Annotated in this window: 18 protein-coding genes; 8 read left to right on the forward strand and 10 right to left on the reverse strand. The window is 62.9% G+C overall.

Annotated features, from left to right (window positions below; all coding sequences use genetic code 11):
* Nucleotides 1–537: 537 nt before the first annotated feature.
* From SJY18_RS09220 to SJY18_RS09230, 3 genes are all read left to right on the forward strand, one after another.
* The gene (locus SJY18_RS09220) at nt 538–1,788 is read left to right on the forward strand and encodes a glycine betaine/L-proline ABC transporter ATP-binding protein (RefSeq protein WP_396667328.1); all 1,251 of its coding nucleotides are present in this window, start codon (nt 538–540) and stop codon (nt 1,786–1,788) included.
* Entirely contained in the window at nt 1,785–2,714 is a 930-nt protein-coding gene (locus SJY18_RS09225; protein ID WP_396667329.1) for an ABC transporter permease, read from the forward strand. The genes SJY18_RS09220 and SJY18_RS09225 overlap by 4 nt, the downstream gene beginning before the upstream one ends.
* A gap of 145 nt (nt 2,715–2,859) precedes the next feature.
* A complete protein-coding gene (locus tag SJY18_RS09230) occupies nt 2,860–3,768 on the forward strand; it encodes a glycine betaine ABC transporter substrate-binding protein (RefSeq protein WP_337336749.1) in 909 nt (302 codons plus the stop codon).
* 52 nt (nt 3,769–3,820) lie between these two features.
* Here SJY18_RS09230 and SJY18_RS09235 read toward each other — a convergent pair whose 3' ends face one another.
* The 5 genes from SJY18_RS09235 to SJY18_RS09255 form a co-directional block, all read right to left on the reverse strand.
* Nucleotides 3,821–4,573, reverse strand: a complete 753-nt coding sequence (locus tag SJY18_RS09235) for a hypothetical protein (protein WP_337336750.1) — start codon at nt 4,571–4,573, stop codon at nt 3,821–3,823.
* 9 nt (nt 4,574–4,582) lie between these two features.
* A complete protein-coding gene (locus tag SJY18_RS09240; protein ID WP_337336751.1) occupies nt 4,583–5,293 on the reverse strand; it encodes a hypothetical protein in 711 nt (236 codons plus the stop codon).
* A 41-nt stretch (nt 5,294–5,334) separates the two neighbouring features.
* Nucleotides 5,335–5,478, reverse strand: a complete 144-nt coding sequence (locus SJY18_RS09245; RefSeq protein WP_337336752.1) for a hypothetical protein — start codon at nt 5,476–5,478, stop codon at nt 5,335–5,337.
* Nucleotides 5,479–5,498: 20 nt separating this feature from the next.
* Nucleotides 5,499–7,853, reverse strand: coding sequence for a phosphoribosylformylglycinamidine synthase subunit PurL (purL, locus tag SJY18_RS09250; RefSeq protein WP_396667330.1), 2,355 nt, complete (start codon nt 7,851–7,853; stop codon nt 5,499–5,501).
* Nucleotides 7,854–7,921: 68 nt separating this feature from the next.
* Entirely contained in the window at nt 7,922–9,352 is a 1,431-nt protein-coding gene (locus SJY18_RS09255) for a PQQ-binding-like beta-propeller repeat protein (RefSeq protein WP_396667331.1), read from the reverse strand.
* 230 nt (nt 9,353–9,582) lie between these two features.
* Here SJY18_RS09255 and SJY18_RS09260 point away from each other — a divergent pair, with 230 nt between their 5' ends.
* A complete protein-coding gene (locus tag SJY18_RS09260) occupies nt 9,583–10,482 on the forward strand; it encodes a TerC family protein (RefSeq protein WP_337336754.1) in 900 nt (299 codons plus the stop codon).
* A 21-nt stretch (nt 10,483–10,503) separates the two neighbouring features.
* Here SJY18_RS09260 and sufU read toward each other — a convergent pair whose 3' ends face one another.
* The 5 genes from sufU to SJY18_RS09285 form a co-directional block, all read right to left on the reverse strand.
* Nucleotides 10,504–10,962 (reverse strand): Fe-S cluster assembly sulfur transfer protein SufU, encoded by a 459-nt coding sequence (gene sufU, locus SJY18_RS09265; protein ID WP_337336755.1) that lies wholly within the window; start codon nt 10,960–10,962, stop codon nt 10,504–10,506.
* A complete protein-coding gene (locus SJY18_RS09270; RefSeq protein WP_396667332.1) occupies nt 10,959–12,257 on the reverse strand; it encodes an aminotransferase class V-fold PLP-dependent enzyme in 1,299 nt (432 codons plus the stop codon). Before SJY18_RS09270 ends, sufU begins: the two co-directional genes overlap by 4 nt.
* 63 nt (nt 12,258–12,320) lie before the next feature.
* A complete protein-coding gene (locus tag SJY18_RS09275; RefSeq protein ID WP_396667333.1) occupies nt 12,321–13,538 on the reverse strand; it encodes an amidohydrolase in 1,218 nt (405 codons plus the stop codon).
* 9 nt (nt 13,539–13,547) lie between these two features.
* Nucleotides 13,548–14,594 (reverse strand): LacI family DNA-binding transcriptional regulator, encoded by a 1,047-nt coding sequence (locus SJY18_RS09280; RefSeq protein ID WP_396667334.1) that lies wholly within the window; start codon nt 14,592–14,594, stop codon nt 13,548–13,550.
* 36 nt (nt 14,595–14,630) lie between these two features.
* Complete coding sequence (locus SJY18_RS09285) at nt 14,631–16,313, reverse strand: alpha-amylase family glycosyl hydrolase (protein ID WP_396667335.1); 1,683 nt, start codon at nt 16,311–16,313, stop codon at nt 14,631–14,633.
* A 99-nt stretch (nt 16,314–16,412) separates the two neighbouring features.
* On the opposite strand from SJY18_RS09285, the gene SJY18_RS09290 reads away from it, so the two are divergent.
* The 4 genes from SJY18_RS09290 to SJY18_RS09305 all read left to right on the forward strand — a co-directional run bounded on the left by SJY18_RS09290 (nt 16,413) and on the right by SJY18_RS09305 (nt 20,923).
* The gene (locus tag SJY18_RS09290) at nt 16,413–16,928 is read left to right on the forward strand and encodes an adenine phosphoribosyltransferase (protein WP_337336760.1); all 516 of its coding nucleotides are present in this window, start codon (nt 16,413–16,415) and stop codon (nt 16,926–16,928) included.
* A gap of 117 nt (nt 16,929–17,045) precedes the next feature.
* A complete protein-coding gene (locus SJY18_RS09295; RefSeq protein ID WP_396667336.1) occupies nt 17,046–18,914 on the forward strand; it encodes an alkyl/aryl-sulfatase in 1,869 nt (622 codons plus the stop codon).
* Nucleotides 18,915–19,028: 114 nt separating this feature from the next.
* Nucleotides 19,029–19,238, forward strand: coding sequence for an SCO4848 family membrane protein (locus SJY18_RS09300; RefSeq protein ID WP_396667337.1), 210 nt, complete (start codon nt 19,029–19,031; stop codon nt 19,236–19,238).
* Between the two features lie 161 nt (nt 19,239–19,399).
* Entirely contained in the window at nt 19,400–20,923 is a 1,524-nt protein-coding gene (locus tag SJY18_RS09305) for a nucleobase:cation symporter-2 family protein (RefSeq protein WP_396667338.1), read from the forward strand.
* Nucleotides 20,924–20,944 lie beyond the last annotated feature (21 nt).

Raw genomic sequence — 20,944 nt, forward strand, 5'->3', positions numbered from 1 at the left:
ACGGTACAAGGCATCTGGCGCGCGCTTCCAATGGACAAGCGAATCGTCATGCACGTGTGGCGCGTGACGAGACTAGAGGCGCCAGCGCCGCATAGAGCCAGGTTGGATGGCTTTTCGAGCAGTTTGTGCGCGTTGACGCGTGGGGTGGATAACTCGACGCATACCGGGAGCAACATATTTCCAATGACGACCGGCGCTCGGGTTTCACTTTGACGCCCATGCTCTCGCGGGTTAGCGTTGAAGAGGCTTTTGGCCTCTGACGACCAGTCCGCGGTTGTCGCATCAGTGGGACCCTGGGGGTTCATGTGCGACGAGCGTATGGTCGACGGTCTTAGCGATGAACCCGATGTTGCATCGCCGGATGCGCTGCCGCGTCACCTGTGAGGTGACGTGTCTGTGGCGCCAATGACCGTCACCCGGGCGTAACCGAGAGTGACCGCGGTTTCAAGCGGCACCCAGGTGAAGCAATTGACCGTCGAAAATGCCCTTGAGGCACGCAATCTATACAAAGTATTTGGCCGCAATCCTAAAGACGCAGTGAAACGACTGAAAGCTGGCGCAACCCGCGCTGAGGTCGCGCACTCCGGAACAGCTGCTGTGATCGACGCGAGCTTTACGGTTAAGCCCGGTGAGATCTTCGTCATCATGGGGCTTTCGGGCTCAGGAAAGTCGACGGTCATCCGCATGCTGAACGGGCTTCTTGAGCCCACGGCAGGTGACGTGTTGGTGCAGGGCCGCAGCGTCGGCACCGCGTCGGCGAAAGAACTGCGCGATATTCGCCGTTCGTCGATCTCGATGGTGTTTCAGCACTTCGCCCTCCTGCCGCACCGCACTGTGCTGGACAATGCCGCGTACGCCCTAGAGATCCAGGGTGTTCCCGCCGACGAGCGCAACGCTCGTGCTCGCGAGATCCTCGAGAAGGTAAGCCTCGGCGATCGCGCGGACGCAATGCCCAGTGAGCTATCGGGGGGAATGCAGCAGCGTGTGGGCCTTGCCCGTGCGCTGACCGCTGGAACTGACATCCTGTTGATGGACGAGGCCTTCTCGGCACTCGACCCCCTCATTCGCCGCGAGATGCAAGAACAGCTGATCGAGCTGCAGCAAGAGCTCGGCAAGACGATCATCTTCATCACCCATGATCTGAACGAGGCGATGTTCCTCGGTGATCGCATCGCCGTTATGCGCGATGGGCGAATCGTGCAGCAGGGCACCGCGGAAGAGATCCTCACCGATCCCGCTGATGACTATGTTGCGCAGTTCGTCGCTGACGTCGACCGTGCTCGGGTGCTCTCAGCATCCAATGTGATGGACAAAGCCCGTGCGGTCATGAGCGCAAGCGCCGGCCCGCGCGCTGCGCTGCGCACCATGCGCGACATGCAGACCTCGATCGTGTACGTGGTTGGCGGTGGCAGAAAGCTGCTGGGTGTTGTCCACGATCGTGACGTGATGCGCCTCGTGAAGAAGGGCATCACCACGCTGGAGTCGGTCATCCGCACCGATTACCCGGTAGTGGCCCCCGACCAGGTGCTCAGCGATCTCTTCGAGAGCGCGGTCGAATCAAACCTGCCGCTCGCGGTGGTCGATGACCAGCAGCGTCTGCTCGGCGTGGTTCCGCGCGTCACCCTGCTCGCCGCACTCGGCAACATCACGAGCGACACCGGCGAGATGCCTGTCGTTGAGCTGCCACCCACCACAATCTCGATGGACATGTTCGACGAGACTCTGCACGAGGGGTCGGACGACACCGCGACGCCGGGCCTCGCATCGACCGAGGAGGTCGCACGATGAATGACTTTCGTCTACCGATCGGCGACTGGGTTGAAGCGTTCATCGACGTTCTCACCGAGGCGCTAAGTGGCTTCTTTGCCGTCGTGCGTGCAGTCTTCCTCGGCTTCTACGACGCCGTCGATTTCGTGCTTTCCACCCCGGCCTACTGGATCATCATTCCCCTCATTGCCCTGCTCGCTTGGTGGGTCAAGGGGTGGAAGCTCGCCCTCGGCAGCGTCATCGGTCTGCTCTTGATCGTCAGCGTAGGCCAGTGGGAAAACGCGATGGACACCCTCGCGCTCGTGCTGGTCGCCAGCACGATCGCGGTCGTCATCTCTGTTCCCGTCGGCATCCTCGGCGCCCGCAATGACCTTGCCTCACGCATCATCCGCCCGATCCTCGACTTCATGCAGACGATGCCCGCCTTCGTCTACCTGATTCCGGCGCTGATTCTGTTCCGCGTCGGCGTCGTGCCCGGAATCGTCGCCACGATCGTCTTCGCCATGGCACCCGGTGTGCGCTTGACCGAACTCGGCATTCGCGGAGTGGACAAAGAAGTGGTTGAAGCCGGTCAGGCATTCGGTGCGTCACCGGGTCGCATCCTGCGACAGATTCAGTTGCCGTTGGCGATGCCGTCGATTATGGCTGGCGTCAACCAGGTGATCATGCTCTCGCTTTCGATGGTCGTTATCGCCGGCATGGTCGGGGCGGGCGGCCTCGGTGGCGAGGTCGTCGCAGCACTGAACCGAATCAACGTCGGACTCGGTTTTGAAGCCGGGCTTGCCGTGGTGATTCTCGCGATCATCCTTGACCGCATCACGGGTGCGTTTGCCGCCGGTCGAACGAAGCGTTCGTTCAGCAGCGCGAAGTCACCCACGGATGCCGCGGCGCAGGCAGAACTCGAAGTGCACCGTCCCACGCAGATCACCACAGCGGGCGTTGCCTGATCACAAAAACTTCGGCTGGAGAGTTCCAGCCGACGAGACCGGGTGGACGCCGCCTGCAACGGCATTCGTCCGCCCACCTGCTCGTGCAGATAGCGCGAGCCTCCCCACACCCGTGCCACAGCACACGGGAGGAAAGGAAACAGCAATGAAGAAGCGCAACATCACCGGAGCCCTCGCACTGGGCGCAGCAGCGACCATGGTTCTCGCAGGTTGCTCGGCAAGCTCTGACGACACGTCGGCAGAAGGCGGCCTTGACAACGGAGACCAGCAGGATCTCACCATCGCCGTGTTCAACGGCTGGGACGAAGGCATCGCAGCGAGCGAGCTGTGGAAGGCCATTCTCGAAGAGAAGGGCTACAGCGTCGAGCTCGAATACGCCGACGTCGCACCCGTCTACCAGGGCCTGAGCGACGACGACTACGACGTCGTGCTCGACACCTGGCTGCCGATCACCCACGCTGACTACATCGCCGAGTACGGCGACGAGATGGTCGACCTCGGCGCATGGAACGAAGAGGCCAAGCTCACCATCGCGGTGAACGAAGACGCTCCCATCGATTCGCTCGACGAGCTCGCTGAGAATGCGGACCTGTTCGACAACCGCCTTGTCGGAATCGAGCCTGGCTCGGGCCTGAACCGCGTCACCGAAGAGGTCGTCATTCCTGGTTATGGCTTGGAAGACATGGACTACCTGACCTCGTCGACTCCCGCCATGCTCGCAGAGCTGACCGCGGCTACCGAGGCCGGCGAGAACATCGCTGTGACCCTGTGGAGCCCGCACTGGGCGTACGACGCGTTCCCCATCAAGAACCTTGAAGACCCCGAAGGTGCACTCGGCGACGTCGAGGGTATCCACTCGTTCGGTGGCAAGAGCTTCGAGAGCAACTTCCCGACGCTTGCCGGCTGGTTGACCGAGTTCAAGATGGACAGCGAACTGCTGTACTCGCTCGAGAACGTCATGTTCAACGCTGACGAAGACATCGAAGACTACTCGCCGATCGTCGAGCAGTGGATCTCAGAGAACCAGGAGTGGGTCGACTCACTCACCTCCTGATCTTGATCAGAAACGAAGGGCGTCGGCTTCGGTCGGCGCCCTTCGTCGTTGGTCAGGCCTCGGGGCGTGCCTCGCCAAGGCCGCTCGGCAGTTCGAGCGCGACTTTCTTCTCGAGCCCGTCGATGGCGTCATCGGAGAGCGAAAGCAGGCCATCAAGCTCTTCGCGCACCCGGCGGTAGGCGAGCTGACGCTCAGCTGGGGTCGCAGCCTGGTCGATCGCAACTCCAAGCAGCTGCTTTGCTGTCGCCAGGCGCTTGCGCTCGAGCTCAGTGAAGTTCGAGTCCTTGATGCGGCGAGCGTCTCTCTCAGCAACGTCGAAGGCCACCTCGAAGTCGGTGACAGCGCTGCGGTAGTCGGCCAATTGCTCTTTGGTAACACGTGCCTTGGTTGACGCGGGTCGAAGTCCGTCAGCAACCCGTTTGGCGCGTAGAAAAGCAGCAGTCAGCGGCTGTCGCCCATCACTCATCGCCGGAAAGGCGATGACCTTCGAGACGTCAAGTTCGTAGTCAAGCCACCGTGCAGAAACCTCATCGTGCTCGGCGAACAAGCGTTCAAGCTGCCCAGCGATAGTTCCCTCGTGCGTGGATTTCTCGGATGCAGCCTGTTCAGCGGGTGTTCCTTCTGGCGGTGTTATTGCGGCGCGCGACGCTGCTTTCAGCGATGCCTTAGCCTGAAGAACTTCAAGGCGTCGTTTGTGGCGGCGGCGAGCGTTTCTCTCCCAGGCGCCGCCAACTGAGGCGAGCACCCCGAACAGGGGAAATGCCAGCCACCAGTATCCCGCGAGGAACGTATAGAACTCACCCACCCCAACATGCTAGCTGGGTGGGGTGGTGCCCGTTCGGGGTATCTCCGCCCGCGCTGCACGCCCGGCGTCTCGTTCTGCTGCCACCAGGGTCGACTCCGCTTCACGCACTGCGATGCGGTACGCCGCATATTGTTCCGGGCTCACCCGATCGCGAGAGGCGGTATCGGGTCGTTGCGCATTCGCCCGCTGGTGGGCGCGAAGAAAGGCGAGGGTCACGGGATGCTGCGCATTCAGCATCTGCGGAAAGGTGAGCGCGAGCGAGGGGTCGGTCTCGTATGAAAGCCATCGCGCGGTGACCGCATCATGGCGGGCTAGCAACGTCTCGATAGGCAACGGAGATCCGGCAGGGGTGGTGCTGTAGTGGGTCATCGCAGCTTTCACGCGGGCGCGTTGAGCCCGCAGCTGCAGCGATGACGCGCGTTCTTGCTGCTTGGCAGATTGCAGTACCCGTTTGGCGTCGTACAGCGAGGGCGCTCCAGCGGCGGGGGCACCGCGGCGTGCCTTCGCAGCCAGCACGTCGGCGTGTGCTGCGCGCGTGTTGGCCCGAGAAGCCTGCAGGGCGCGGTAGGCGAGTGCTTCTTCGTGGCGCGCGGCGTCGAGTTCAAGCCGCCGTGCACGGCGAGGCCTTGTGGTCAGCGCGCCATAGGCCGTCGCACCGGCGCCCACGACGACCGGAGCGATCCACCACCAGGTGCCCGCAAAAAGGAGGAATGGCTCCACCCGTCCATGCTAACCGCGCCTACGGTCACTCCGGCAGGGGGCTATGCGAACAGCAGGGCGAAGACGGTGGCACCGCCGGCAACAAGAATCAGCGCGACGATGGTCACCCACGCCACGATCTTCATCCGTCGCTGCCTACCGTCGTTGAAGCCGGCGTACTCGTCGTCGTCCACGGCGTTTCCCATTGTTCGTCTCCTCGCGGGTCTCAGACTGCGGTTTCGGTGATCGTGGCCCCGAACGCAGCGGGGAGCGTCGCGGTCGACAGATCGCGCAGCTCAACCAGGGGCAATGTGAACAGCCCCTGCACTTCAAGTGCTGGATCGTCGCCATCGGCGGCAGAGTCAGTGACTCCGATGCGCAGCACCGGGTAGCCGCGGCCTTCGCAGAGCCCGCGGAACTTGACGTCGTCTTCGCGGGGCACGGTCACGAGCACGCGACCGGTGGATTCCGAGAATAGCGCGGTGGCAGCATCCACCCCATCACGGTCCATAATCTCGTTCAGCCAGACGCGAGCGCCGACGCCGAAGCGCATTACCGACTCGGCGAGCGACTGTGCAAGTCCGCCCGACGAAAGATCGTGGGCTGATGAGATCAGCGACTGCAGAGAGCCTGCGTGAATGAGTTCGGCGAGCTTGCGTTCTTGGCTCAGGTCGACAGCCGGAGGGCGTCCGCCGAGGTGACCGTGAACGGTGCCGGCCCACTGTGAGCCCGACAGCTCATTCGCCGTGACGCCGAGCAGATAGATGTTCTCTCCGGCGTCTTGCCAGCCCGAAGGAATACGCCGCGCGACGTCATCAATGATGCCGAGAACGCCGACCACCGGGGTGGGGAAGATCGGCTGATCACCGGTCTGGTTGTAGAACGACACGTTGCCGCCGGTGACAGGAATGCCGAGTTCGAGGCACCCGTCGCTCAGACCATCAACGGCCTGCGAGAACTGCCACATCACTTCGGGGTTCTCTGGGCTGCCGAAGTTGAGGCAGTCGGTCACCGCGGTGGGGATGGCACCCGTGACGGCGACATTGCGGTACGCCTCGGCGAGAGCGAGTTTGGCGCCCTGATACGGGTCCAGTTGGCAGTAGCGACCGTTGCAATCGGTGGCGATGGCGAAACCAAGCCCTGACTGCTCGTCGACGCGAATCATGCCGGCGTCGTCGGGAAAGCTCAGGGCGGTGTTGCCGCCGACGTAGTAGTCGTACTGGTTCGTCACCCAGGCGGTGTCGGCCAGGTTAGGGCTAGCCACAAGCTGGGTGAACTGCGCACGCAGAGTGTTTGCGTCAACCGAACGGGGCAGCGCCGCGGCTGAGTCGTCGCGCAGGGCGTCGATCCAGGTGGGGTACGCCACGGGGCGCTCGTAGACGGGTCCATCGACGGCAACCGTTGATGGGTCGACGTTGACGATCTCTTCACCGTGCCAGAAGATCTGCAGGCGGCCGTCGCCGGTGACCTCGCCGAGCACGCTGGTCTCGACATCCCACTTGCCAACGACCTCGAGAAAACGCTCGAGCTTCTCGGGAGCCACGATCGCCATCATGCGCTCCTGACTCTCGCTCATCAGGATCTCTTCGGGGGTAAGGGTGGGGTCGCGCAGCAGCACGTTCTCGAGGTCGACGCGCATTCCCGAACCGCCGTTGGCGGCGAGCTCACTGGTTGCACACGAGATGCCGGCGGCGCCGAGGTCTTGGATGGCTTCGACGAGGTTGTCTTTGTAGAGCTCGAGGCAGCACTCGATGAGCACCTTCTCGGCGAAGGGGTCACCGACCTGCACTGCGGGGCGCTTGGTCGGTCCGGTCGAATCGAACGAGTCAGAGGCGAGAATGGATGCTCCGCCGATGCCGTCGCCGCCGGTGCGTGCACCGAAGAGCACAACCTGATTGCCAGCGCCGGTGGCGTTTGCCAGCTTGATGTCTTCATGGCGCATGACGCCGACAGCAAGTGCATTCACGAGCGGGTTGCCCTGATAGACCGAATCGAACACGGTCTCGCCGCCGATGTTGGGCAGGCCGAGGCAGTTGCCGTAGAACGAGATGCCGCTCACAACGCCGTGAACGACGCGAGCAGTGTCGGGGTCATCGATTGCGCCGAAGCGCAACTGGTCCATGATCGCGACCGGGCGCGCTCCCATTGAGATGATGTCGCGCACGATGCCGCCAACGCCGGTGGCTGCGCCCTGGAAGGGCTCGATGTAGCTGGGGTGGTTGTGTGACTCGACCTTGAAGGTAACCGCCCAGCCTTCGCCGATGTCGACGACGCCGGCGTTCTGCCCCATGCCGACCATGAGCCGTTTGCGCATTTCGTCAGAGACCTTCTCGCCGAATTTGCGCAGGTAGATCTTGCTCGACTTGTAGGAGCAGTGCTCCGACCACATCACCGAGTACATCGCCAGCTCGCCCGAGGTGGGGCGGCGACCAAGAATGTCGCGAATGGAGGCGTACTCGTCGCTCTTGAGCCCGAGTGCGCCGTAAGGCTGATCTTTCTCAGGGGTTGCGATGGCGTTCTCGACGGTGTCGGCCACCGGGCGTGATGCTGCAGCGGAAGACGTCAGGGAAGGGGTAGTCACGCGGCTGAACTCCTGGATCGAGGGATGCCGGACTCGTTCATTCTAGTTGGCGTGCGAAGCCGGAGCGGTCAGCCGATACCCGACACAGTCGGCGGCTGTTCATTGTTGCGGACGGTGAGCAGCGTTCCACCCGTCTGCTTGAGTTCGTTCTCCCGCATCGAGTCAATCCCGGTGTCGAATTGCCACAGCACCTCACCTGTGTCGCGTGACACGCCGGCCAGGACCGCTGCTTGCTCGGGCGGGTAGACAAAGCCGTAGACGACGGAGTCGGAGGTGAACGAGCTGGTGAAGTCAAGGCCGTCGACGAGACCTACCCCGCTGGTGATCGAGACTCCGGAATCGCGCACGTCAAAGTAGGCATCACCGAAGGGTAGAACTTCACACTGCGACGCTGTCACCGCCGACGCATTCCCTGGAATCGAGCCGGTGAGCCCGACGCTGGTCACCTCACCCGATGAGGGGTCGAGGAGCGCGGCCTCGGCGTTGTCGCCGCTCACGGTCGCTAGCTGTGACCCGGCGATGATCGCGAAATCGCCCGTCGACTGCCAGATGCTCGCTCCCGTTGTCGGATCAATACGCTCGGCGTGTGCGCCCGCATCATCCGAGAAGAGGTGAATCGTCGCTTCATCGACCTCGGCGTATGTGCCCGAGGTGCGTTCCCATGCGCTGCGTGATCCATCGGTGAGCCGGTGAGCCGCATCGCCGACAAAGATCAACTCACCTGCGGCGAGGATCGGTTCGCTGGCAGCCTGAGAAGCCGGGTTGACGATCAATGCTGACGCGTCGATCGACCACACCGGCGTCGAAAGATCGGCAGGGTCGAGGCGTTGAACCTGCGCATCGCTGCTCAGTACGAGCAAGTCGCCGTCGAAAGTGGCTGTTGTGGCGCTGAAGACGTCGTCATACGCCGTTTGTATGTTCTGGAAAGTTGATTCAACCTCAGTACGGTCGACGATCGCACCGCTCGTACGATCCAACGACACAAGTGCGTAGTCGCCACCTGCCTGCGCTTTGATCAGCACGACAAGGTGCTCGTCGTCTGGTGCGACCGCCCACAACGCCGTCCAGCCGACTGTTTCGGGCAACTCAGCGCGCCAGGCTTCAGCACCGCTGCTCGCGTCCAACAGCGACAGATTTAGGCTGCTCGCCGCTGCTGATGTTGCCAGGATCGCATCGCCCTCGCGCCCGGTTGCATATGCGGTTATCCAACGCTCTTCGGTCGTGTCGGGATGGCTCCAGAGGGCGGCGGGAATCTCGGTGATGTCCTTCGCAACTCGGCACGCGGGCCAATTTGCGGAGTCGACGACCGCTACGGGTGCTGAGGCAGCAGGCGTTGGGGTAGGGGTGAGAGCGACGGAAGCGATCGGCTCGGCCGGTTCTTCGGTGCGTGGCCACAGCAGCCATGCTGCGATCACGGCGACGACGGCTACGGCGGCAAGGGCGATCCAAACGGTGCGCTTGCCGCGTGAAGGCGCCAGCGGGGGACTGTCCGTGTTCATTCGAGACTTTCGAGACGTGGGAGATGAGGGAGGGGCTACCGCGACCGGGTTCGCCTTTTGAGCATAAGCCAGACCCTGAGTTCGAGCGACGGATTTCACGCCTGACCAGCGGTCTGTATCCTTCGCCCTCTGCGCCTGACCAGTGGTCAGTGTGCTTCGCCCCTTGCGCCTGTCGGGTGGGGTGACGGCGTTTGTGGCTACGGCGGCGCTCTGATCCGTACGATGGGGCCGTGGACTTCTCTTTTGCCTTCACCCCTGACCTGATCGCGGTCTTCGTCACGTTGTTCGTGCTTGAGATCGTGCTCGGCGTCGACAACGTCATCTTCATCTCGATACTCGCGTCGAAGTTGCCCAAAGAGCAGCAGGCGAAAGCGCGCAACCTAGGGTTGACCCTCGCGATGGTGATGCGAGTGATTCTCGTGTTGTTCGCAGGGTGGATCATCACGCTCAAAGATGACATCTTCACCATCTGGGGGATGGGATTCTCTTGGAAAGACATCATCCTCATCGCCGGAGGTCTGTTCCTGGTCTACAAAGCAGTGACTGAGATTCATCACAAGCTGGAGGGGCTCGAAGAAGAAGGTCATGCCGGCAGCAAAGTCGCTACCGCGACTTTCGGCTCGGTGATCGCACAGATTCTGCTTCTCGACCTGGTGTTCTCGCTCGACTCGGTGATCACCGCAGTCGGCATGACTGAAAATCTGGTGATCATCATCACCGTGGTGGTGCTGTCGTTCGGCATCATGCTGTTCGCTTCGCGCTTCATCTTCACTTTCGTGAACAAGCACCCGACGGTGAAGATGCTCGCGCTGTCGTTCCTCTTACTGATCGGTGTGTTCTTGATCGCCGAGGGCTTCGGTGCCTACATCGACAAGGCCTTCATTTATGGACCGATGGCCTTCGCGATTCTGGTCGAAGCGCTCAACCTGACCTACGCCGCTCGAAAGGCGAAGCGCGAGCAGAAGAAGACCAGCCCGGTGCGCTTGCGCGCGCAATACGCCGACGTCGATGAATCTGTTGCAGTCGACGCCGCGCTGTCGGGAGCCCCAGGCTCAGGATCCGTCGGTCTGTCGAGCAAGCCTGTTGCGGGTGACCGCTTGGGAACTGACGAACGCGCCGGTCTCGGCTAGCGTCACGCTCGTCTAAAGAGGCTACGCGCGGCTGAGGTCGTCTTCGAGGGCGACCCAGGCGAGCATCGCGCACTTCACGCGGGCAGAGAACTTCGAAACGCCCGAAAGCGCAGCCGCATCAGAGAAGACCTCTTCGTCGAGAGGGATCTTGCCGCGGGAGCGCAGCGCCTCGCGAAAACCGTCGATCAGTGCGGTGGCCTGCTCTTTCGGCAGACCGTTGTCACCGCTGTCTTCGTCAATGAGCGAAGCGAGCATTGAGGCCGACGCCTGCGAGATCGAGCAGCCAACGCCCTCCCAGGTGACCTCACGCACGGCCGAGCCGTCGTCGGTGAGATGCACGCGCAAGGTGATTTCGTCGCCGCAGACAGGATTGCGCTGATGCGACGTTGCGGTGCGACCCTCTTCGCTGCCCAGGCCTTTGCCGTGTGGACGCTTGGAGTGTTCCAGGATCAGTTCTTGGTAAAGGGATTCGAGGCTCATGAGCTCACTCCAAAGAAGGAACGGATGCCGCTGACGCCGTCGAGGAAAGCGTCGATGTCGGCGTCAGTGTTGTAGAGGGCGGCGCTGGCACGTACCGAAGCGGTCATGCCGAAACGGCGGTGCAGTGGCTGGGCGCAGTGGTGTCCGACGCGCACCGCGATGCCGCGCGAGTCAAGAAACTGCCCCGCGTCATGGGCGTGCACTCCGTCAACGTCGAATGCAGCAATGCCCACGCGCGAGCTGCGATCGGTGTCGCCGAGCATTCTCACTCCCTCGATCGAGCGCAGTCCAGTGCGCATGCGCTGCTCGAGACGCTCTTCGTGCGCGTGAATCGCCGACATGCCGACACCGTCGAGGTAGCGCACGGCAGCAGCAAGGCCGATGGCCTGTGAGACCGGCTGGGTGCCAGCTTCGAAGCGCTGCGGCGGCGAAAGGTACGCGGCCTCGTCGAGCGTCACCGTCGTGATCATCGAGCCGCCCGTGAGAAACGGCGGCAGCGCCTCGAGCACCTCGGCACGACCGTACAGCCCGCCAATCGAATATGGGCCCATCATTTTGTGGCCAGAGAAGACGGCGAGGTCGACTTTGAGTGCGGGGAGGTCGAGTGGCATGTGCGGTGCCGACTGGCACGCATCCATCACGGTGAGTGCTCCGACGGCTTTGGCCATCGCGATGATCTCGCTGACGGGGTTGACGATTCCGAGCACGTTCGAGACGTGGGTGAAAGCGACCACACGGGTGCGCTCGGTGATGAGGGATGCTGCAGCATCCATATCGAGAGTGCCGTCGTCGCGCACTGGAATGTGCTTCAGCACCGCGCCCGTGCGCGCGGCGAGCTCTTGCCACGGAATCAGGTTCGCGTGGTGCTCGGTTTCAGTGAGCACGATCTCGTCGCCGCTTCGCAGTGCAAAGGGAGCACTGGCGGGAGCCCCGCGACCGATCGAGGCGTTGCTGAGCGAGTAGGCGACGAGGTTGAGCCCCGCCGTTGCGCCACTGGTCCACACCAGCTGTTCGGGCTGCGCGCCGACGAAGGCCGCAACGGTTTCGCGCGCGTCTTCGAAGAGATCGGTGGCGTCAGCGGCCATAGTGTGTGCGCCGCGGTGAACGGCCGCGTTTGTTGTGGTGAGAAACTCCACTTCGGCGTCGATCACGGCCTGGGGTTTCTGGCTTGTCGCGCCCGAGTCGAGGTAGATCAGCGGATTGTCATCGCCGCGAGCGGCCAACAGTGGAAAGTCGGCGCGAAGAGCGGCGGCATCGAGGGCCTCGGGGGCAGGAGCGGACGCGGCGGAGTTCACTCTTCTAGGCTACGCCGCGAGCCTGGGCGGTGGGTCGGTGTGACCGGGCCCGACTGCTCGCGCCTACGAGCCGAGAAACTCGCGCGCCGCGACCACGAGGTTTGCGACGCCGTTCGACAGCGTCGGCTGCAGCACCGGCGCGAAGTAGGGCGAATGGTTGGTCGGAATGTCGCGTTCGATTGTTCCCGCGGCCGATGCCTCGGCGAACTTCTTCGCGTCGACTCCGCCCCAGAACCAGTAGACCAACGGCACGCCTGCTTCGCGCGCAAACCATGACACGTCTTCGCTACCCGTGAACATGCCGGGGTCGACAACAGTGCCCGCACCGAATGCCGAATCGAATGCCGTGCGCAGACGTGCGGTCGCAGCGTCGTCGTTGATCGTGGGCGGAAGCGTGTGATCGATCGTGATCGTGGGGGCTTGCTCGGCGCCCGATGCTGCCGCTTCGGCGTTGACGATGCGCTCAACCTTGGCCATAACGCGCTCGCGCGCCTCATCATTGGGATATCGCAGGCTGAGCTCGAGCGTGGCGTCGGGCGGAATGATGTTGTTCTTCAGCCCCGAGTGAATCGAGCCCACAGTGACGACTGCGACATCTCGAGGATCTATCTCGCGCGACACGATCGTCTGCAGACGCATGATCGTTGCCGCTGCCATGACAACCGGGTCGACAGTCGAGTGCGGCCGCGAGCCATGGCCGCCTCGCCCGTGCAATACGACACGCAGGCCGTCAGAGGCAGCCATCTGCGTGCCGCTGCGCACACCGATCGTGCCCGCAGGCAAGGGAGTGACGTGTTGACCGAGCACGATGTCTGGCTTCGGAAAGCGCTCGAGCACGCCATCGGCGATCATCGCCTGTGCGCCCGCGCCGTATTCTTCTGCAGGTTGAAAGACGATCACGAGGGTGCCCGACCACTCGTCTTTCGTTTGGGTGAGCTGCTCGACAGCGCCGATCATCGCCGAGATATGCATATCGTGGCCGCACGCGTGCATGACCGGTACTGCGGTTCCGGCCGGATCTACCCCGCGCACCGTGCTGGCGTACTCAAGCCCGGTGGCTTCTTCTACGGGAAGGCCGTCGGTGTCAGCCCGCAGCCACACCACCGGGCCCTCGCCGTTGCGAATCACGGCAGCGATACCGGTCTTTCCGATTCCTTCTTCGTATTCGATGCCCAGTTCGTCGAGCTTCTGCGTGATAACGCCGGCCGTTCTGGTCTCTTGGAACGAGAGTTCAGGGTGGCGGTGCAGGTCGATGTAGAGCGCGTCGAGATCGATAGCCATGACCCGAGCCTACGACGAGCGGGCCGTCGCCGCGGGTGAGGTCTGGTGGAATCGGGCTGTTGACCCTCTCACGATGAGTTCATACGGCAGGCTCGTCGGTTCTTGCAGCGGGTCGCATGCCGAAGGCTCGAGCTCTCTCAGCAGCGCCTCGGCGGCTCGTTCACCCTGACCGAGCGGAAACTGGTCGACCGTGGTCAGGTTGAAGAATTCACCCAGATCATGGCCGTCGATGCCAACGACCGAAAGGTCGTCGGGCACGCGATAGCCGAGCTCGCGCGCGGCGAGCAGCGCCCCGATCGCCATCTCGTCTGAGGCGGCGAAGATGGCCGATGGGCTGACGCCCGGCTTTCCCAGCAACTGCTTGGCCGCGCGAAAACCACCCTCAATGGTGAAGTCAGCGGGCTCATATAGCGACGCCTCCGCGGCGATGCCGGCATCGGCGAGCGCGTGTTCGAACCCCAAGCGGCGTTGGGTGGGCACGTGAAAGTCGATGTCGAACTCGGGGTTCGCCCCGATATGAGCGATCTCTCGGTGACCGAGCGTCAACAGGTGCTCAGTCGCAAGGCGTGCCACCGCGACGTCATCGACCGTGAGCGTTGTCAACTGGGGGTTCGGGCCACCGATCGCGATGACCGGAAGCTTCAGCTGCCTCAGTAGTTCCGTCTCAGTCGCATCCAACTCGATGGAGATCGCCACGATGCCGTCGACCCGCTGGCGCCGAAGAAACGTCTGAAAGAGATCACGGCGCTCGGCGCGATCAGCGGTCAGGTTGTACAGCGTGATGTCATAGCCACGGCGCATGAGCGCGGTGGCTATGCCGCTCAGCACGGTGGAGAAGAACCAGCGGTCAATGTAGGGAACCAGCACGCCGATGTTGCGCATGCGTCCTGACGCGAGACTAGACGCAGAGGCAGACACCACGTATCCCAGCTGCGATGCCGCCGTTTCGACTCGCTCGCGTGTGGGCGCGGAGACATTCCCGCGCCCGCTGAGCGCCCGCGAGACCGTGGCGGTCGAAACGCCAGCGCGCCGGGCGACCTCGTCAATGCTCACCATTCTGTACGTCCCCAGCCGCTGCGCCCGCCGACCTCGCTAAGAGACGACGATCCAGACAGTCGTGTCGCCCGCAAGCTCTCCAGCATGAACAGGCCCGCTGCTCGCGATGACCGACCCGCGCGGCAGGTCGATTGCCGAGGAGCCGGTGTTGGCGATCACGGTGACATCACCGTTGCGGAAAGCCACCGTGTTGTCACCGAAGCCCTCGAGCCACTCGATGGAGCCCGCACCGAGGTCGTGAGTTCGCCGCTGCTCAAGCAACGTGCGATACAGCGAGAGCGTCGACGACGGATCTCCCAGCTGCTGATCGCGCGCCAGCGTCTTGAACTCGGCTGGCTGCGGCAGCCAGGATTCTCCGGACTCGCTGAAACCGTAGGCGCCACCTTCGGCAGTCCACGGAATCGGAACTCGGCACCCGTCGCGGCCGTAACGCTCACCGTTTGTGCGGAACCAGGTGGGGTCTTGCCGTGCCTCGCCGGGAATGTCGATCACTTCGGGCAGCCCCAGCTCTTCGCCTTGGTAGAGATAAGACGATCCCGGAAGAGCAAGCATGAGCGTTGTGGCTGCTCGCGCGCGGGCAAGGCCCACGACCGGGTCGGGAAGGCCCGCAGAATCGGGGCCGATGCCGGCGCCCTGCGGGTTTTCGGCCGTCAGTGCGAGGCGTGACGCGTGACGTACAACGTCGTGGTTTGACAGCACCCACGTGCTCGGCGCGCCGACGGCACCGTACGCCGCGAGGGAGCGATCAATGACCGCGCGGAGTTCTGCGGCATTCCAATCGGTCTCGAGATAGGCGAAGTTGAACGCCTGGTGCATCTCATCGGGGCGCACCCACAACGCGGTTTTCTCTGGCGTGGGCATCCACGCTTCGGCGCAGAGCGCGCGGTCGCCGTCGTATTCCGCGACAACCTGATGCCAGTCGCGGTAGATGTCGTGCACACCGTCTTGGCCCCAGTAAGGAACATCGGCTTCTTCGCCACCCATCGACCCTGCCTCGGGATCGGGGGTGTAGTCGGGCAGGCCATCGGCCTTGATCATGCCGTGAGCGACGTCGACGCGGAAGCCATCGACCCCCCGGTCGAGCCAGAAACGCAAGATGCCGCGGAACTCTTCGCGCACCTCTTCGTTGGTCCAGTCGAAGTCGGGCTGCGACGAGTCGAAGAGGTGCAGGTACCACTGGCCATCGCTGCCGTCGGCCTCTTTGATACGCGTCCACGCGGGGCCACCGAAGACGGAGTCCCAGTTGTTGGGGGGCAGTTCGCCATTGGCGCCCTTGCCGTCGCGGAACATGTAGCGCGCGCGCTCTGCGCTGCCTGGAGCGGCTGCAAGAGCCTGCTGAAACCAGATGTGTTGGTCGGACGAGTGATTTGGAACAAGATCCACAATGATCCGGATGCTGCGCTCGTGCGCCGCGGCGAGCATGTCGTCGAAGTCGTCTAGCGTGCCGAAGAGTGGGTCAACGTCGCAGTAGTCCGACACGTCATAGCCCGCATCTTTCTGCGGAGACCGCTGAAATGGACTCAACCAGATGGCGTCGACGCCCAGATCAGAGAGGTCGCCTATGTGCGAGGTGATGCCGGGCAGGTCGCCGATTCCGTTGCCCGTGGCGTCGGCGAACGAGCGCGGGTAGATCTGGTAGATCACGGCGGTGCGCCACCACTCCTTGCCAACGCGGCCTTCGGATTCTGTGGGGAGCGTGCCTGGAACGGGAGAAGTCATTTCATCAGCGTAATGCAAGCGCTTACATCCTGTGAGATAGAAGGTCGGGCGGTGGTGCTGTCGCTCAGTACGTCGTGCGACGCGGGGTATCGTGGGCGAGTGAACGCAGCCCTAGAGCGCGCCCAGTCGCTGATCCGCACCATACCCGACTATCCCGAAGCAGGTGTGTTGTTTCGCGACATCACGCCCTTGCTGGCTGATGCCGCGGCCCATCGAGCGGTGATCGATTCGATGATCGAACCCTTCGCTGGCGAGTTCGACGTCGTGGCGGGTGTGGAAGCGCGTGGCTTCTTGCTCGCTGGTGCGATCGCCGTGGCGGCGAACGTTGGGCTGGTGCCGATCCGCAAAGCAGGCAAGCTGCCTCGACCAGCTGCTGCCGTTTCGTACACGCTCGAATACGGCACCGCGACCATCGAGGCGCACGATGACATGAAGCCCGGTGCTCGGGTGCTGCTGGTTGACGACGTGCTGGCCACCGGAGGCACGCTGGTCGCCGCGCACGAACTGGTCTCGAAGCTGGGTGGCACCGTCGTGGCGACCTCGGTGCTCATGGAGCTCGAGGCGCTGGGCGGGCGCGCCGTCGTCGGTGACGTGCACTCGGTGTTCACCGCCTGAGCCGCCGACACCAGCCGCGACTGTTTACTCGTTGGTGGTGGTTTCGAAACCTGCTTACTCTTAGCCTGGTACGACGACCAAAGACGGTCGTCAGCAGGTGAACAGGAGCACTTCGCAATGAACCACAACCCAGCGACGCTCACGATCCAAGCGCAGCATGCCGAGGCACTGAGATCGTTGCCGTTTTCTGACAGACGAGATCTTGAAGACGCGCAACGCGGCTTCATTGCAGCGCTCAAGCCGGGCATTGTGCGCGCAGCAGACGGCACCGTCGTGTGGGATAACGACAGCTACGCGTTTCTGCAGGGCGATGCCCCCACGACGGTCCATCCGAGTCTTTGGCGCCAGTCCAAACTGGTTGCGACGCAGGGCCTGTTCGAAGTCACCGATGGCATCTATCAGGTGCGCGGTCTTGACCTGTCGAACATGACGATCGTCGAGTCGCAAACCGGCATCATCGTCATCGATCCGTTGATCTCGACTGAGACCGCGGCCGCGGCTGTTGCGCTTTACCGCGAGCACCGGGGTGAGAGGCCTGTCGTGGCGGTGATCCACACGCACTCGCACATTGACCACTTCGGAGGCATCTTCGGTGTGACGTCGCAGGCTGAAGTCGATTCGGGTGTGGTGCAGATCATCGCTCCCGAAGGCTTCGTTGAAGAAGCGGTATCTGAAAACGTCTACGCGGGCACTGCGATGTCGCGTCGCGCCGGCTACATGTATGGGCAGGCGCTGGAGCGCGGCCCGCAGGGCGCGGTCGGTGCGGGGCTTGGTCAGACCACCTCTACCGGTGAGGTGGCGATCATCGCGCCCACGCTCGAGATCACGACGACGGGTGAAACCCACACCATCGATGGTGTCGAAATCGAGTTTCAGATGGCGCCGGGCACCGAGGCACCCGCTGAGATGCACTTCTACTTTCCCAAGCACCGCGCGCTGTGCATGGCCGAAAATGCCACACACACGCTGCACAACCTGCTCACCTTGCGCGGCGCACTCGTGCGTGACCCTCACGTGTGGGCGCAGTACCTCACCGAGGCGATCGACACCTTCGCCGGACGCGCCGACGTTGTGTTTGCCTCGCACCACTGGCCGACATGGGGTGAGCAGCGCATCGTCGAATTCATGTCGACGCAGCGCGACCTCTATGCCTACTTGCACGACCAGACGCTTCGACTGATCAACAGCGGATACACCGCAGCAGAGGCAGCAGAAGCATTCGTGCTTCCGCCCGCACTCGAGAACGCATGGAACGCGCGCGGCTACTACGGGTCAGTCAGCCACAACGTCAAGGCGATCGTGCAGCGCTACCTGGGCTGGTTCGACGGAAACCCGGCGCGCCTGTGGGCACACCCGCCGACCGAGATTTCTGCCCGCTACGTTGACGCCATCGGTGGCATTGACCGTGTTGTTGAGGTCGCGCAGGCAGCCCACGACGGCGGCGACTTCCGTTGGGCGGCCACGTTGCTTGACCACGCGATCTTCGTCGAGGAGAACCACGCGGCCGCACGCGCGCTCTACGCCGACACTCTTGAGCAGCTGGCCTACGGTTCAGAGAACGGAACCTGGCGAAACTTCTTTCTGTCGGGTGCGACCGAGTTGCGGGGCGCGAATTTCGGGACACCTATCAAGACCAACGCGCCAACTATGTTGGCGCAGCTTTCACCGGAACAGCTGCTTGACTCAATCGCGATCCGCATCGACGGACCAAAGGCCTGGGAGCTCGATCTCGCTTTCGCGATCGAATTCACCGATGCCGATCGCCGCTTCGCAGTGACGGTCCGCAACGGTGTGCTGGTGTACCGCGAAAAGTCTGGCGGTGAGGTTGGCGTGACCTTGAAGATTGCCAAGCTGCGTTTGCTTGCACTGCTGGCGGGCGATTCTTCATCGCCCGGTATCGAGACAGTCGGTGACGCCCACATCTTGCAGCAGCTGCTCGCCGTGCTCGCCCCCGGTGACGACTCGTTCAATATCGTTACGCCGTAGGTCTTGTGATCGAACGACCCGTCGCATTGTCTGGATTTCAGGCGTGCGGCGGGTGTTGGCTTGTCTTCATGGCGCCGTGGAGGCATGACCTTGGGGTCAACGTACGCTCGAGGGGTGGAAACCATCGCAGCCATTGCCCTGTTCGCAAACGCCGTCTTCAACGCCGTGGTGTGGCCGCGCTTCTACCCCCGAATCGCGAACGACGCCCGCGCTGGTGAGCCTGGCGCGCGCACGGCGTTTTACCGAGTGCACGTTGTGCTCATCACTATCGCGTTGGTGCTCGCCGCGGCTTCCCTCGTCATAGGCGTGCTGCTTCTCGTCTAAGTGCCTGGTCGTGCCCGCGTGTTGTGGGTCTGTTTCGCCCCGTGAAATCCGTGAGAAGTGTGCACGGTTGCTGTATCCGCAAGTGCTGTGGGGCTCTACGGTCTTGATCACAGCGACGGGGCGACACCCCGTGTGCGCGCCCCGATAGATGGGAGCGCGCCATGACGAAGACCGACGAACCACCCGTCGACAAGAAAGCCGCCCGCAAGGCGCGAGCTCAGTCGAACACAGTCGATTCCGTGCCCATGATGGGCCGGTTGTTTCCGTTAGGACTGCAGCACGTTCTCGCGATGTACGCCGGTGCCGTCGCGGTACCGCTCATCGTGGGTGGCGCTCTCGGCTATTCGTCAGAAGACATGGCCTTCCTCATCAGCGCCGACCTCTTTGTCGCCGGTATCGCCACGATCATCCAATCCGTGGGTTTCTGGAAGTTCGGGGTGCGACTGCCGCTGATGCAAGGGGTGACCTTCGCTGCCGTCGGCCCGATGATCGCGATCGGTCAGAGCGAAGGCATCCAAGCCATCTTCGGGGCCACCATCGCGTGTGGTCTGTTCATGATTCTCGTTGCTCCGTTCTTTGCGCAGCTGCTGAGATTCTTCCCGCCGATCGTGACTGGCACGGTGATCCTCATCATCGGCCTTTCACTGATGCGCGTCGCCGCTGGCTGGATTGTCGACGGTTCCGACGACGGGGCACCACCCATAAACGTCGCCTTTGCCTTCGGCACGCTGCTGTTCATCATTCTGATCGAGCGCTTCGCGCCACCGGCGTTGCAGCGAGTGTCGGTACTGCTCGGTTTGGTGCTTGGCACGATCGCAGCGCTCTTCGTTCCCGGCATGGTCGACTGGTCAGGCGTTGACGGCGCCCAGTGGTTCGCCGTGGTGACTCCGTTCCACTTCGGGTTGCCGACTTTCCAAGTCGCATCCATCGTCTCGATGCTCATTGTGGGTCTCGTGATCATGACCGAAACGACCGGCGATATGATCGCCGTCGGCGAGATTGTTGAGAAGCCGGTCGGTCGTAAGCAACTTGCTGACGGTCTTCGCGCTGATGGTCTGGGCACCGTGATCGGCGGTGTGTTCAACACGTTCCCCTACACCGCATTCGCCCAGAATGTCGGCTTGGTTTCTCTCACGGGTGTGCGCTCGCGCTACGTCGCGACGGCAGCCGGTGTGATTCTTGTGGCGCTGGGTCTCATCCCGAAGGTTTCGGCCGTGGTCGAGGGGGTGCCGCGCGCCGTACTCGGTGGGGCGGGCATCGCACTGTTCGGCATGGTCGCCGCATCGGGAATCCGCACTCTGACGAAGGTCAAGTTCAACAACAAGAACGTGCTCATCGTCGCGATCTCGGTTGGCGTGGCGCTGCTGCCGACCGTGACGCCGACGATCTATGACCAGTTTCCTGAGTGGTTCACTTTGATCTTCGACTCGGGCATCAGCGCAGGCGCCATCACTGCGATCTTGTTGAATCTGCTGCTCAACTCTGAAGAGATGCGGGCAGCCAAGATGAGTGACCCGAGTATGGGGTCTTATGACGCCGTGCGCGGCCCCGCCGCTGCCGCGCTCGTGCACCCCGACGCTCGGGGAACGGGCCTGATTCCCACTCAGCTTCTCGAAGACAAGCCAGAAGTGGATGCTGCGTCCGGCGCCATTGCCGAGCCTGCGCCACCCGCTAGCAAAGACTGACGTTTCCAGCACCCGGTGGCG

This window comes from Microbacterium sp. R86528, assembly GCF_044596335.1.
Lineage (GTDB): Bacteria > Actinomycetota > Actinomycetes > Actinomycetales > Microbacteriaceae > Microbacterium > Microbacterium marmarense.

What these genes read in the sequence shown, in the direction of transcription:
- SJY18_RS09225 (WP_396667329.1), top strand. Translation starts at nt 1,785, where the DNA reads ATGAATGACTTTCGTCTACCGATCGGCGACTGGGTTGAAGCGTTCATC.
- SJY18_RS09230 (WP_337336749.1), top strand. Translation starts at nt 2,860, where the DNA reads ATGAAGAAGCGCAACATCACCGGAGCCCTCGCACTGGGCGCAGCAGCG.
- SJY18_RS09245 (WP_337336752.1), bottom strand. Translation starts at nt 5,478, where the DNA reads ATGGGAAACGCCGTGGACGACGACGAGTACGCCGGCTTCAACGACGGT.
- SJY18_RS09255 (WP_396667331.1), bottom strand. Translation starts at nt 9,352, where the DNA reads ATGAACACGGACAGTCCCCCGCTGGCGCCTTCACGCGGCAAGCGCACC.
- sufU (WP_337336755.1), bottom strand. Translation starts at nt 10,962, where the DNA reads ATGAGCCTCGAATCCCTTTACCAAGAACTGATCCTGGAACACTCCAAG.
- SJY18_RS09275 (WP_396667333.1), bottom strand. Translation starts at nt 13,538, where the DNA reads ATGGCTATCGATCTCGACGCGCTCTACATCGACCTGCACCGCCACCCT.
- SJY18_RS09280 (WP_396667334.1), bottom strand. Translation starts at nt 14,594, where the DNA reads ATGGTGAGCATTGACGAGGTCGCCCGGCGCGCTGGCGTTTCGACCGCC.
- SJY18_RS09285 (WP_396667335.1), bottom strand. Translation starts at nt 16,313, where the DNA reads ATGACTTCTCCCGTTCCAGGCACGCTCCCCACAGAATCCGAAGGCCGC.
- SJY18_RS09295 (WP_396667336.1), top strand. Translation starts at nt 17,046, where the DNA reads ATGAACCACAACCCAGCGACGCTCACGATCCAAGCGCAGCATGCCGAG.
- SJY18_RS09305 (WP_396667338.1), top strand. Translation starts at nt 19,400, where the DNA reads ATGACGAAGACCGACGAACCACCCGTCGACAAGAAAGCCGCCCGCAAG.